Here is a 13,052-nt window from a genome sequence, read left to right as displayed (position 1 = left end):
CCGTTCGCGCTCTCGCCTTTCTCCCTTGGAACATGGCCGAGACGTTACTGCTCGCACTTGCGTTGATGCTGATCATCGAAGGAATGTTTCCCTTCGTTTTTCCGACCGCGTGGCGCGATACCTTTCGCCGCATCGCGGAGCGCCCGACGCATCACATCCGCATCGGCGGACTGATCGCGATGGTGCTCGGGCTCATCCTGCTGCTCATCGCAACGTGAGCGCACCGTGATGCGCCAATTGGCCTATCTTGTTTAAATCCGTTCGTCAAAGCGCGCCGCGTCACGCCGCGCCGCGCGCCCCGTAGGAAACGTATCGATGTCCACCTGGTTACTTCCCGAGAATATCGCCGACGTCTTGCCGTCGGAAGCCCGCAAGATCGAAGAGTTGCGACGCCGTCTGCTCGATCGTTTCCGTTCGTACGGTTACGAGCTCGTGATGCCGCCGATGCTCGAATATCTCGAATCGCTTCTGACGAGCGGCGGCAGCGATCTGAACCTGCGCACCTTCAAACTCGTCGATCAGATGTCCGGGCGCACGCTCGGCTTGCGCGCGGACATCACGCCGCAGGTCTCGCGCATCGACGCGCATCTCCTGAACCGGCATGGCGTGACGCGTCTGTGCTATGCGGGCAACGTGCTGCACACGCGTCCGCGCGGCCTGCACGCGACGCGCGAGCAGATTCAGATCGGCGCGGAAATCTACGGTCACGCGGGGCTCGAAGCGGACCTCGAAATCCAGCAACTGATGCTCGATTCGCTGCATCTCGCGGGTCTCACGAAAGTGCGTCTTGATCTGTGCCACGCGGGCGTGCTCGCCGCGTTGCTGGAACTGGAACCGGCGGCTGCATCGCTTGGCGAAGCGCTCTATGAGGCGCTCGCGAGCAAGGACGTGCCGCGTATCAACGAACTCACGGCGCATCTCGGCCAGGTGCCGCGCGAAGCGTTGCGCGCGCTGCCTACGCTCTACGGCGACGCCTCGGTGCTCGAAACCGCGCGCGGCCGTCTGCCGAATCTGCCGGTCATCGCGCGTGCGCTCGACGATCTCGCGTTTCTCGCAAGCCAGGTCGACGGGGCCGAACTCATGATCGATCTCGCCGATTTGCGCGGCTACGCGTATCACAGCGGCGTGATGTTCTCCGCCTATGTCGACGGCGTGCCCAACGCGGTTGCGCATGGCGGCCGCTACGACGATGTCGGGCTCGCCTACGGACGTGCGCGCCCGGCAACGGGCTTTTCGCTGGACCTGCGTGAAGTCGCGCGTATTTCTCCCGTCGATGCCCGCGGCAGCGCGATCCTTGCACCGTGGAAGCACGAAGACACGCTACGCGCCGCCGTCGCCGCATTGCGCGATGCCGGCGAAGTGGTCATTCAGGCGCTGCCGGGCCACGAGCACGATCTCGACGAATTCGCCTTCGACCGCGTACTCATCGAGCGCGACGGCCAATGGATCGTCGAAGCGCGCGCCTGAACGCGGCGCCTAAGCGCGGCGCATGAAGTGAGCCGCGCGTCATACGAATGGATGCCGATTTCCTAACCCCGACGTATCCCGAAAAATTCGGAACCTGTGGCGAACATAGGTAAAATACGTTTTTAACCAGCTAACGAATCAACATGTCTGCCAGTGCAGTGAATGTGAACCCGGGGCGCAACGTCGTCGTGGTGGGCACCCAGTGGGGTGATGAGGGCAAGGGCAAGATCGTCGACTGGCTGACGGACCACGCCCAGGGCGTCGTGCGCTTCCAGGGCGGTCATAACGCCGGCCACACGCTCATCATCGGCGGCAAGAAAACCATTCTGCGCCTCATCCCTTCGGGCATCATGCGCGCGGGCACGGCCTGCTATATCGGCAATGGCGTCGTGTTGTCTCCGGAAGCTTTGTTCAAGGAAATCGACGAGCTCGAAGCCGCGGGCATCGACGTTCAGAAACGCCTGTTCATTTCCGAAGCCGCCACGCTCATTCTTCCATATCACGTCGCGATCGATCAGGCGCGCGAAGCGCGTCGCGGCGCGGGCAAGATCGGCACCACGGGGCGCGGTATCGGTCCGGCATACGAAGACAAGGTCGGCCGTCGCGGGCTGCGCGTGCAGGACCTCTTCGACGTGCCGGTGTTTTCCGAACGTCTGCGCGAAGTGCTGGACTTCCACAATTTCGTGCTGAGCAAGTATCTGGGCGCGGCCGAAGTGGACTACCAGCAAACGCTCGACACCATGCTCGGTTACGCGCCGCGTCTCGAACCCATGGTTACGGACGTCTCGCGCCGTCTGTACGACGAAAACCACGCTGGCCGCAATCTGTTGTTCGAAGGTGCGCAAGGCACGCTGCTCGATGTCGATCACGGCACTTACCCGTTCGTCACGTCGAGCAACTGCGTCGCGGGTGCGGCGACTTCGGGCGCGGGTATCGGTCCGCAACGGCTCAACTACATTCTCGGCATCACCAAGGCGTATTGCACGCGCGTCGGTTCGGGCCCGTTTCCGAGCGAACTGTACGATGCCGACAACGCGCAACGTCAGGACCAAGTGGGCTTGAACTTGGCGACCGTCGGCAAGGAATTCGGTTCGGTCACGGGTCGTCCGCGCCGCACGGGATGGCTCGACGCCGCCGCGCTGCGCCGCTCCATTCAGATCAACGGTATTTCGGGGCTGTGCATCACCAAGCTCGACGTGCTCGACGGTCTCGAGGAAGTGAAGCTGTGCGTAGGCTATAAACTCGACGGCAAAGAGGTCGATATCCTGCCGCGCGGCGCCTCGGAAGTGGCGCGTTGCGAACCGGTCTACGAGACCTTCGGCGGCTGGAAGGAAAGCACCATCGGCATCACGCAATGGGACAGTCTGCCCGAGAACGCGCGTGCTTATCTCGTGCGCGTGCAGGAAGTTGCCGGCGTGCCCATCGACATGGTGTCGACCGGACCGGACCGCGATGAAACCATCCTGTTGCGTCATCCGTTCAAGGTCTGAACGCGAGCGTTTCAACCTGAGCCGGACGCTGTAAAGAATGTGGCCGCTACCTTGCGGCCACATTTCATATATAACCCGTAGTACATATTTGAAAGAGTCTTACCATGATCGCGATGACGGACCCGCGCAACGACGACAAAAATCTTTGGGTCAACTGGGATGAATATCACCGGTTGATCGAAGTCCTCGCGCTCAAAGTACACGACTCAGGCTGGAAGTTCGACAAGATCCTGTGTCTGGCGCGCGGCGGGCTGCGCGTCGGCGACCAACTTTCGCGCATTTACGACTTGCCGCTCGCCATTCTCGCAACGAGTTCGTATCGCGAAGCCGCGGGCACGGAGCAGGGCGATCTCGACATCGCGCAGTACATCACCATGACGCGCGGCGAGTTGTCCGGCAACGTCTTGCTGGTGGACGATCTGGTCGACTCAGGCGTTACGCTCGCGCGCGTGCAGGAGCATCTGAAGGAGCGCTATCCGGCCATTACGGCGGTGCGCTCGGCCGTGCTCTGGTACAAGGCGTGCTCGAAGGTTACGCCCGACTATCACGTGCAGTTTCTCGAAACCAATCCGTGGATTCATCAACCGTTCGAGGAGTGGGACACGGTACGGCCGCACAATCTCGGCGCCTGGATCAAGCGGGGCCTGCAGAACAGCCGCGAGTGAGCGCCACTCGTCGCCTCGTTCTTGCTGCCCGATAACGGGCAAGACGCCGTTCGTCCCGCTTCATCCCGGGCGCAACGGCGTTTTTGCTTTGGGTCACCTAATTTCACAGATGCAGCCAAGCGCCCTGAATCGTTCAGCCGACGCGCACGAAACGCGATGCTAAACTCACACACGCGTGTTGCCGGGCAATCGGGCAATACGAGAGGCAGCGTTTTTGCACGCGACGTTAGATAGAATGGCGTTCGTTTCTTTCCGCCCTGGACGGACATCTCGCTTTTATGACTAACATGACTCACGCGCAAGAGCATAAACAGCCTTTGCCATCTCTTGCGCTCGCCGCCATTGGCGTCGTCTTTGGCGACATCGGTACGAGTCCGCTCTATTCCCTGAAGGAAGCCTTCAGCCCGTCGCACGGCATCGCGCTTTCCGAGGCGTCCATTCTCGGCGTCATCTCCTTGCTCTTCTGGGCCATCGTCATGGTGGTCGCGGTCAAGTACGTGCTCTTCGTCATGCGCGCCGACAACAATGGCGAAGGCGGCGTGTTCGCCATGATGACGCTCGCGCTGCGCAGCGTGAAGGAGCCGGGCCGCATGTCGGGCGTGCTGCTGATGCTAGGCATCTTCGGCGCCTGCATGTTCTATGGCGATGCGGTCATCACGCCCGCCATGTCGGTCATCTCGGCGGTGGAAGGGCTGGAACTCGCCGCACCGAAGCTGTCGCCTTACGTGCTGCCGATCACCATGGTCATCCTGGTCCTGCTGTTCTGGATTCAGCGCCATGGCACGGCAGTGGTCGGCAAGCTGTTCGGCCCGATCATGCTGGTGTGGTTCATCACGCTCGCCGTGCTGGGCGCTTATCACATCGTGCTCGCACCGGGCGTGCTGGTCGCACTCAACCCGTACTATGCAATCTCCTTCATGGCCTCGCACGTGTTGCAGGCTTATATCGTGCTCGGCTCCGTCGTGCTGGTGCTGACCGGCGCGGAAGCGCTCTATGCCGATATGGGCCACTTCGGGGCGAAGCCCATTCGCTGCGGCTGGTACGCGCTCGTCATGCCGTCGCTTCTGCTGAATTACTTCGGGCAGGGCGCGTTGCTCATGCACACGCCGTCGGCCATCGAAAGTCCGTTCTTCTTGCTGGCGCCAGACTGGGCCTTGCTCCCGCTCGTGATCCTTTCCACCGTCGCCACGGTAATTGCATCGCAGGCAGTGATTTCGGGCGCGTATTCGCTGACGAGTCAGGCTATTCAGCTCGGTTACGTGCCGCGCATGAAGATCCTGCATACGTCGGAACTGGCGATCGGGCAGATCTATATTCCGCTCGTCAACTGGATGCTGCTCTTCATCATTCTGTGCATCGTGGTGGGCTTCAAGAGTTCGGAGAATCTGGCGGCGGCTTATGGACTGGCCGTGACCGCGACCATGCTCGTCACGACCATCCTGCTCTCGGTGGTGATGGTCAATCTCTGGGGCTGGAACCGCTGGCTCGTCGGCGCGTTGATCGCGGTGCTGCTCACGATCGACATCGGCTTCTTCGGCGCGAGTCTGTTGAAGATCGGGCAGGGCGGCTGGCTGCCGCTGTGCATCGGCGGAATACTCTTCTTCCTGCTGATGACCTGGTACAAAGGCCGCATGATCGTGAAGGATCGCACGGCCGCCGACGGTATTCCGCTCATGCCGTTCCTGCAAGGGCTGCTCGCGCATCCGCCGCATCGCGTGTCGGGTACGGCGATCTACCTGACAGGCAGCGATTCGCTCGTGCCCGTGAGTCTTCTGCACAACCTGAAGCACAACAAGGTGCTGCACGAGCGCACCATTTTCCTGAACTTCATCACGCGCGATATCCCGTATGTGGACGGCGCGCATCGCATGGAAGTGAAGGACGTTGGCGGCGGGCTCTTTCTCGTGAAGGCCGCGTATGGCTTCAATGAAACGCCGGACGTGAAAGCCGTGCTCGAACAGATCACGCGCACGCACGCAATGACGTTCGAACTCATGGACACGTCGTTCTTCATGGCGCGTGAAACGGTGGTGCCGACCGAGTTGCCGGGCATGTCGGTGTGGCGCGAGCGCGTGTTCGCGTGGATGCATCAGAACGCCGCGAAGCCGACGGACTTCTTCAGCATTCCGGCCAATCGCGTCGTGGAGTTGGGCACGAAGATCGAAATCTGACGAGCGCTTGCTCCCGGAAACAAAAAACCCACGCCGCAAAGCGTGGGTTTTTTGTTTGAAGCGTGCCGGCTGTCAGCGTTTGAGCTTGGCGAAAGCAGCAGCCATCGCGCCACCCGGTTCCGGCTCGCGGCGCTGATTATTCGAACGCGCATCGCGCCCGCCGCCCGCGCGCCGGTCCTGCTGGCCTGCACGCGGTTGCGAAGGCGCGCCGCTGCCTGCCGCTGCCGGCGCGAAGTCATCGTCGAGACGCATGGTCAGCGAGATGCGCTGCCGCTTCACATCCGTTTCGAGCACCTTCACCTTGACGACCTGGCCTGCCTTCACGACTTCATGCGGGTCCTTGATGAACTTCGTCGACAGCGCGGAAACGTGCACGAGTCCGTCCTGATGCACGCCGATATCGACAAACGCGCCGAACGCCGCGACGTTCGTCACCACGCCTTCGAGCACCATGCCGGGTTCGAGATCGGCGATCTTCTCGATGCCTTCGCGGAACGTCGCAGTCTTGAACTCCGGACGCGGATCGCGGCCGGGCTTTTCCAATTCGGCGAGGATGTCGCGCACGGTCGGCAGACCGAAGCGGTCGTCGACGAATTCGGTGGGCGAGAGGCCCGTGAGCGCTTCACGCTTGCCGAGCACATCGCCGACATGCTTCTTGATTTTCGCGAGAATGCGCTCGACGACCGGATACGCTTCCGGGTGCACCGACGAGCGATCCAGCGGATTCTCACCGTTGTTGATACGCAGAAAACCCGCGGCCTGCTCGAACGTCTTGTCGCCGAGACGTGGCACCTTCTTCAAATTCTCGCGCGACGCAAACGGCCCGTTGGCATCGCGATAATCGACGATATTGCGTGCAAGCGTCGCGTTCAAACCGGATACGCGCGCAAGCAGCGCGACCGAAGCCGTGTTGGCATCGACGCCGACGGCGTTCACGCAATCTTCGACGACCGCATCGAGCGAGCGTGCGAGTTCGCGCTGATTCACGTCATGCTGGTACTGGCCGACGCCGATCGCTTTCGGGTCGATCTTGACGAGTTCCGCGAGCGGGTCCTGCAGACGGCGCGCAATGGAAACCGCGCCGCGCAGTGAAACATCGAGGTCCGGAAATTCCTTCGCCGCGAGTTCGGAAGCCGAATATACCGACGCGCCCGCTTCGGACACGACGATCTTCTGCAGCTTGAGTTCGGGATGCTTCGCGATGAGCTCGCTCGCGAGCTTGTCGGTTTCGCGCGATGCCGTGCCATTGCCGATGGAAATGAGCTCTGCCTGCGTCGCCTTGGCAATGCGCGCGAGCTTCGCGAGCGAGCCGTCCCAATCGCGGCGCGGCTCGTGCGGATAGATGGTGTCGGTGGCCAGAACCTTGCCCGTGCGATCGACGACGGCGACTTTCACGCCGGTGCGCAGACCCGGATCGAGGCCAATCACGGCTTTCGGGCCGGCGGGCGCGGCGAGCAGCAAGTCCTTCAGATTGCGCGCGAACACGCGAATGGCTTCGTGCTCGGCTTCCTCGCGCAACTTGGTGAGCAGTTCGTTTTCGATATGCGGCTGCACCTTGACGCGCCAGCACCAGCGGCACACGTCGGCGAGCCATTTGTCGCCCGCGCGGCCGCGATTGGCGATGCCCACGTGCTGCGCGATCATCACTTCGCCCGGATGCGGCGTTTGTGCGTCGAGTTCCTCGCCGAGCCCGAGTTTCACGCTCAGGACGCCCGCGTTACGGCCACGGAACAGCGCGAGCGCGCGATGCGACGGCACCGTGCGGATGGTTTCGCTGTAGTCGTAGTAGTCGCGGAATTTTTCGCCTTCCTCGCCTTGCTTGCCCTCGACCACGGTCGACATGACAAGCCCCTGGTTGAACAGGTGCTCGCGCAGCTTGCCGAGAATCTCGGCTGTTTCGCCGAACTGCTCGGACAGGATATCGCGTGCGCCGTCGAGCGCGGCCTTGGTATCGGCGACGCCTTTTTCCGTATCGACGAACTTCGCGGCTTCGCTCTGCGGATCGAGCGTCGGGTCGGCGAGGAGCGCCTGTGCAAGCGGTTCCAGACCGGCTTCGCGAGCAATCTGCGCGCGCGTGCGGCGCTTCGGCTTATACGGCAGATACAGGTCTTCCAGCACCTGCTTGCTGTCCGCGCTTTCGATCGATGTACGCAGTTCGTCGGTGAGCTTGCCTTGCTCGTCGATGCTCGAAAGAATCGTGGCGCGCCGGTCTTCGAGTTCGCGCAAATACAGGAGGCGTTCTTCGAGCGTGCGCAGTTGCGTGTCGTCGAGATTGCCGGTCACTTCCTTGCGATACCGGGCGATGAACGGGACAGTCGAGCCTTCATCGAGAAGCTGCACGGCGGCGGCCACCTGGCGCGGCTGCACGGTAAGCTCGGTGGCAATGCGCTGTACGATCTTGAGTGCTACGGTTTGCGTCATGGTCTGCGCTGTCTGCTCTCTGCTGGCCTTGTGCAACGGCAAGACGCAGGGCGCGCATCTCGTGCGACGCGTTGCACGCTTTACGCCCTGTGTCCCGCTTGGTGCGCGCTGACTACTTCTTGCGCCTCGCAAAGCGGGCGTGCTGCCGGTTGCGGCCGGGTTGCTTGAGCGGGGGATTTTGCCATAAATGGAGAAGGGCTCCGGTTCACGGTGATAGAATTTCGGCATCGCGCAGGCTGCATTGCGTCTGTCGTTGCATCGCTTAATGCATCGGGTCTTTATCACGTTGCCGTCCATTCATTTGCCCAAACTTCGCCTTTCCCCGCTTGCGTCCATCTGCGCCGCGTGCGCGTTTCTGTGCACGCTCGTTCTCGCGCCGAATGCCATCGCGCAGACGCCCAAGGGCATCGACCCCACCACGTCGGTGCGCGCCACGCCGCTCGGCGATGCCTCATCCGCCATGGTCAGTGCCGAGCCGAGCGCCGAAGACGCGCTCAAGGCCGACAACGCGCGCCGGCAAAAGGCGCTCGACAAACGCACCGCGCAGAACGACTACGCATACGGCGTCAAGGAACACGACTGCTACGGCAAATTCTTCGTGAACCACTGTCTCGACAACGCGCGCACGGCCATGCGTGAAGAGCGCAAGCAGATTCGCCAGCAGCAGCTCGCTCTCGACGACGAACAACGCGCCGAGCGCACGAAGCAGCGCGACGAACAGACCGCGCTCAAGCAGGCACAATACGATGCGGAAGCGCCGCAACGCGCCGCCAGCGAAAAGTCGAGCCAGCAGTCCTACGAGGAAAAGCAGCGTCAGAACGCGCTGTCCGCCGCGCAACGTCAGGCCGAGGCGCCGCAGCGCGCGGCCAATCAGGCCGCGTACGACCGCAAGCAGGCGGACTATCAGCGACAACTCGAGGAAGCGCGCGCACGCGGCGTGCAGGACGCGCAGGACCGCGAGCAGAAGGCGGACCGTTACGAACAGAAACAACGCGATGCCGCGCAGCATCGCGCGGAAGTCGAGGCGCGTCAGAAAGAAGCCGCGCGCAAGCAGCAGGAAAAGGCACAGCAAGCCCAGCAGGCGCAACAGCAGCAACAGCAGCAACAGCAGCAACCAGGTAAGTGACGCCCAAGGCACCGCCCGGGCGATGAGGATGAAAGGAGGCGAGCATGCAGCAGCGCTTGAACGCACCCCGACAACCCGCCGTGGATGCCACCGTGCTCCGCGATCGCATCACGCAATTGCAGGAAGAGCATCACGGCTTGTCCACGCTCATCGACAAGATGGGCGGTATCGACGACCTCGAGCTCAGGCGCTTGAAAAAGCGCAAGCTCAAGGTGAAAGACACCATACTTCTGCTGCAACTGCAGCTCGACGGCGACGCGCATTGAAGCGCATCGACGCGGGTCGAGGCGCTTGAGGCAGCAAAGCGCCGCCATGCGCCGTGACCGCAACCGCAGGATCTAGCCCCGCCTTGAACTTACCCGCACAACCCCGCGACAGCGCAAGCGCTGCGCTCGAACTCACGGACAAGCGCCGCACGGAACTCGACGCCATCTTCTCCGCCGAAGGCCTTCTCGCGCGCGCGATCGACGGCTATCGGCCGCGCGCGTCGCAGATCGACATGGCGCGCTCCGTCGCCGCCGCGATGGAAGCGTCCGGCCGCGCCATGCCAGAACCCGCGATGTTCGAATTGCAGCGCCGCCCGGCGCGCAAGCTCGGGCCATCGGACAAGCCGCATGCGGTAGACGAGGCATCCGCCGACGACGTGGGTATCGCCACCGCGACGAGCGCCGTCGATGGCGGCGAGAACACGCTGATCGTCGAGGCGGGAACGGGCACGGGCAAGACCTACGCTTATCTCGTTCCGGCCATGTTGTGGGGCGGCAAGGTCATCGTTTCGACCGGGACCAAACACTTGCAGGATCAGCTCTTTCAGCGCGATATCCCGACCGTGCGCGACGCGCTCGCCGTGCCGGTCACCGTCGCGATGCTGAAGGGCCGCGCCAACTATCTTTGCCACTACTATCTCGAACGCACCGCCGACAACGGGCGGCTGCCGACGCGTCAGGACACGTCGCATCTGCAGGAGATCGTGCGCTTCGCCAAGATCACGCGCACGGGCGACAAGGCCGAACTTGCGAGTGTCCCCGAGAACTCGCCCGTCTGGCCGATGGTCACGTCCACGCGCGACAATTGCCTTGGACAAGATTGCCCGCATTACAAGGATTGCTTCGTGATGCAGGCGCGCCGCGAAGCGCAACAGGCGGACATCGTGGTGGTGAACCATCACCTGTTCTTCGCCGATGTAATGCTGCGCGACACCGGCATGGCCGAACTCTTGCCGATGGCGAACACCATCATCTTCGACGAGGCGCATCAGTTGCCCGAGACAGCGACGCTCTTTTTCGGCGAGACGCTTTCGACCACGCAACTGCTCGAACTCGCCCGCGATGCGGTGGCCGAAGGTTTGTCCCACGCTCGCGACGCCGCCGACTGGACCAAGCTCGGCGCGGCGCTCGAACGCGCGGCGCGCGACCTGCGGCTCGCATTCCGGGAAGATTCGATTCGCCTCTCGCTCGGCCAGCTCGCCGATGGCCATCCGCTTTTCGAGGCGCTCGACACGCTACAAACCCATCTCGATGCACTCACGGCCGCGCTCGGCGCACACGGCGAGCGCGCGGAGTCGCTGCAGGCGCTGGTGCGGCGCGCGCGCGAATTGCAAGGGCTTTTGTCGGGCTGGACCAAGCCGCCGACCGCGCTCGAACGTGCAGTGGTCGAAGACGCGGATACCGCCGCGGAAGCCGCGCGCGACGAGCCCAACGAGATGGTGCGCTGGATCGAAGTGTTCTCGCACACGGTGCAACTGCACGAGACGCCGCTGTCGGTCGCGCCGATCTTCGCGAAGCAGCGCGCGGGCGTGCCGCGTGCCTGGATCTTCACCTCCGCGACGCTTTCGGTGCGTGGCGATTTCACGCATTACGCGGCGCAAATGGGTTTGAACGCGCGCCGCTCGATGACCTTGCCGAGTCCCTTCGATTACCCGTCGCAGGGCCTTTTGTACGTGCCGCGCAATCTACCGCAGCCGTCCTCGCCGCAGTTCACCGACGCCGTCTTCGACGCCGCGTTGCCGGTGATCGAGGCATCGGGTGGCGGCGTGTTCATGCTGTGCACGACGCTGCGCGCGGTCGATCGCATCTCCCAGCGTCTGCGCGACGTGATCGAGCGGCGCGGTTGGGACAATCCGCTGCTCGTGCAGGGCGACGCGAGCCGTACCGAGTTGCTCGACCGCTTCCGCGCGTATGGCAATGCGATTCTCGTCGGCAGCCAGAGCTTCTGGGAAGGTGTCGACGTGCGTGGCGATGCGCTTTCGCTCGTGGTCATCGACAAACTACCGTTCGCGCCGCCCGACGATCCCGTGCTTGCCGCGCGCCTCGACGCGCTCACGAAGAAAGGCTTGAGCCCGTTCGCCGTGCATCAGTTGCCGCAGGCCGTCATCACGCTCAAGCAGGGCGCGGGGCGGTTGATTCGCGCGGAGACGGATCGCGGCGTGCTCATGATCTGTGACACGCGGCTTGTCGATAAACCATACGGCCGACGCATCTGGCAAAGCCTGCCGCCGTTCAAGCGCACGCGTGAACTTGAAGTCGCGCGGGCGTTTTTCAGCGAAGCGGCGGACGCGTCGGCGGAGCTTGCCGAGTAGGGCTTGCAGCAGGGCGCGAGAGCGGTTGATCGACAAACAAAATGGGCGCCGAAGCGCCCATTTTTGCCTGACCAGTGGAACGATCTCGCGTTCTGCTTACCAGATCTGATACCACGCCTTTTCCGCGCTCGCGCGACGCTTGCCCGTGACATACGGGCTGTCGGGGAAGGTGGCGGCAAGCACGCGCTTGGTGTCGTCGGCGAGTTGCGGCTGATCGAGCTTCTCGTATGAGAGCATCATGAGATGCAGCGCTTCTTCGGTGGCCGGCGCGTTCTTGTATTCGCGAATGGCGAGTTGCGCCCGGTTGATGGACGCGACATACGCGCCGCGACGATAGTAGTAATCCGCCGCGTGGACTTCGTGCGAAGCGAGCGCGTTCACGATATAGCGCATGCGTTGCGCGGCGTCGGGCGCATACTTGCTTTGCGGATATTTATCGACCACGACCTTGAACGCGTCATACGACTCGCGCAGCGACTTCGGGTCGCGCTCGCTCATATCCTGGCCGGAGAAGCGGCCGAAGAGTCCGAGGTCGTCGTTGAAGTGAATCATGCCTTTCAGGTAGTAGGCATAAGAGATGTCCGGATGATCCGGGTGCAGCTTGATGAACCGGTCGATCGCCTGATCCGCCGATGCGGTCTCGCCGTCTTTCCAGTTGCAGTAAGCCACGTTGATCTGCGCCTGCTGCGCGAAGTGACCGAACGGATCGCGGCCTTCGAGCGCTTCGAAATACTTGGAGCACTTGCCCCAGTCGCGGCCTGAAAGCGCGTCCTGGGCCTCCGTATATAATTTGTTGTTGTTCCACGTAGCCGTTTCGTCGGTCTTCTCCGGCAAGCCGTGGCAGGCCGTGACAATGGCGACGCTCGCGCCCAGCGCCAGATACTTGATCGATTGCTGCATCGATTGATGAATGGTGTTGAAGGCTCGCATTAGTGCTTGCTGTTCCTGGCTGAATCTCGCTATGTCTAGCTGTGTGTCCGGTGCGGTTTTCGCTCGGGATTTTCCGTTTGGATATCCCTCGAATTCCGCCCGGTTTCCCGGTCCGCAACGGTCTGGCGCGGCTTCCTTGCATTGCCTGCATTGAAGTTTGCCCGGCAGTGTCGCGCGCTGTAAAGAACGTCTTGCGCAATGTCC

At 62.6% G+C, this 13,052-nt stretch carries 10 protein-coding genes; 8 read left to right on the top strand and 2 right to left on the bottom strand.

The features are described from left to right. Positions 1–32: 32 nt before the first annotated feature. The 5 genes from P9250_RS26240 (at position 33) to P9250_RS26220 (ending at position 5,793) form a co-directional block, all read left to right on the top strand. Positions 33–218, top strand: coding sequence for a DUF2065 domain-containing protein (locus tag P9250_RS26240; protein ID WP_244825329.1), 186 nt, complete (start codon positions 33–35; stop codon positions 216–218). 97 nt (positions 219–315) lie between these two features. Beyond that, positions 316–1,467: an ATP phosphoribosyltransferase regulatory subunit gene (locus tag P9250_RS26235; RefSeq protein WP_250464955.1), complete on the top strand. Its 1,152-nt coding sequence runs from the start codon at positions 316–318 to the stop codon at positions 1,465–1,467. A gap of 143 nt (positions 1,468–1,610) precedes the next feature. Further along, positions 1,611–2,957: an adenylosuccinate synthase gene (locus P9250_RS26230; protein ID WP_250492305.1), complete on the top strand. Its 1,347-nt coding sequence runs from the start codon at positions 1,611–1,613 to the stop codon at positions 2,955–2,957. Positions 2,958–3,061: 104 nt separating this feature from the next. Then, entirely contained in the window at positions 3,062–3,622 is a 561-nt protein-coding gene (locus P9250_RS26225) for a phosphoribosyltransferase (RefSeq protein WP_244825326.1), read from the top strand. Positions 3,623–3,900: 278 nt separating this feature from the next. Next, positions 3,901–5,793 carry a potassium transporter Kup gene (locus P9250_RS26220; RefSeq protein WP_244825325.1) on the top strand — a complete coding sequence of 631 codons (1,893 nt, stop codon included), beginning with the start codon at positions 3,901–3,903 and terminating at the stop codon, positions 5,791–5,793. A 72-nt stretch (positions 5,794–5,865) separates the two neighbouring features. Here the strand turns inward: P9250_RS26220 and P9250_RS26215 are convergent, their stop codons facing one another. Then, positions 5,866–8,214, bottom strand: coding sequence for a Tex family protein (locus P9250_RS26215; protein ID WP_310395978.1), 2,349 nt, complete (start codon positions 8,212–8,214; stop codon positions 5,866–5,868). Between the two features lie 265 nt (positions 8,215–8,479). Here P9250_RS26215 and P9250_RS26210 point away from each other — a divergent pair, with 265 nt between their 5' ends. The 3 genes from P9250_RS26210 to P9250_RS26200 all read left to right on the top strand — a co-directional run bounded on the left by P9250_RS26210 (position 8,480) and on the right by P9250_RS26200 (position 11,918). Beyond that, the gene (locus P9250_RS26210) at positions 8,480–9,340 is read left to right on the top strand and encodes a colicin transporter (RefSeq protein WP_244825323.1); all 861 of its coding nucleotides are present in this window, start codon (positions 8,480–8,482) and stop codon (positions 9,338–9,340) included. Between the two features lie 44 nt (positions 9,341–9,384). Continuing rightward, positions 9,385–9,606 carry a DUF465 domain-containing protein gene (locus P9250_RS26205; RefSeq protein ID WP_244825322.1) on the top strand — a complete coding sequence of 74 codons (222 nt, stop codon included), beginning with the start codon at positions 9,385–9,387 and terminating at the stop codon, positions 9,604–9,606. An 83-nt stretch (positions 9,607–9,689) separates the two neighbouring features. Continuing rightward, the gene (locus P9250_RS26200; RefSeq protein WP_310395976.1) at positions 9,690–11,918 is read left to right on the top strand and encodes an ATP-dependent DNA helicase; all 2,229 of its coding nucleotides are present in this window, start codon (positions 9,690–9,692) and stop codon (positions 11,916–11,918) included. 96 nt (positions 11,919–12,014) lie between these two features. Here P9250_RS26200 and P9250_RS26195 read toward each other — a convergent pair whose 3' ends face one another. Next, on the bottom strand, positions 12,015–12,818 hold the full coding sequence (locus P9250_RS26195; RefSeq protein ID WP_244828049.1) for an outer membrane protein assembly factor BamD: 804 nt from the start codon (positions 12,816–12,818) through the stop codon (positions 12,015–12,017). Positions 12,819–13,052: the final 234 nt, after the last annotated feature.

The sequence above is a fragment of the Caballeronia sp. LP006 genome, assembly GCF_031450995.1.
Taxonomy (GTDB): domain Bacteria; phylum Pseudomonadota; class Gammaproteobacteria; order Burkholderiales; family Burkholderiaceae; genus Caballeronia.
The sequence above is the reverse complement of the archived record's forward strand: the minus strand, read 5'-3'. Positions and strand labels throughout refer to the sequence as shown.

Excerpts from the sequence above, each read along its gene's own strand:
- P9250_RS26240 (WP_244825329.1), top strand. The coding sequence starts at position 33 with ATGGCCGAGACGTTACTGCTCGCACTTGCGTTGATGCTGATCATCGAA.
- P9250_RS26235 (WP_250464955.1), top strand. The coding sequence starts at position 316 with ATGTCCACCTGGTTACTTCCCGAGAATATCGCCGACGTCTTGCCGTCG.
- P9250_RS26230 (WP_250492305.1), top strand. The coding sequence starts at position 1,611 with ATGTCTGCCAGTGCAGTGAATGTGAACCCGGGGCGCAACGTCGTCGTG.
- P9250_RS26225 (WP_244825326.1), top strand. The coding sequence starts at position 3,062 with ATGATCGCGATGACGGACCCGCGCAACGACGACAAAAATCTTTGGGTC.
- P9250_RS26220 (WP_244825325.1), top strand. The coding sequence starts at position 3,901 with ATGACTAACATGACTCACGCGCAAGAGCATAAACAGCCTTTGCCATCT.
- P9250_RS26215 (WP_310395978.1), bottom strand. The coding sequence starts at position 8,214 with ATGACGCAAACCGTAGCACTCAAGATCGTACAGCGCATTGCCACCGAG.
- P9250_RS26210 (WP_244825323.1), top strand. The coding sequence starts at position 8,480 with ATGCATCGGGTCTTTATCACGTTGCCGTCCATTCATTTGCCCAAACTT.
- P9250_RS26205 (WP_244825322.1), top strand. The coding sequence starts at position 9,385 with ATGCAGCAGCGCTTGAACGCACCCCGACAACCCGCCGTGGATGCCACC.
- P9250_RS26195 (WP_244828049.1), bottom strand. The coding sequence starts at position 12,818 with ATGCAGCAATCGATCAAGTATCTGGCGCTGGGCGCGAGCGTCGCCATT.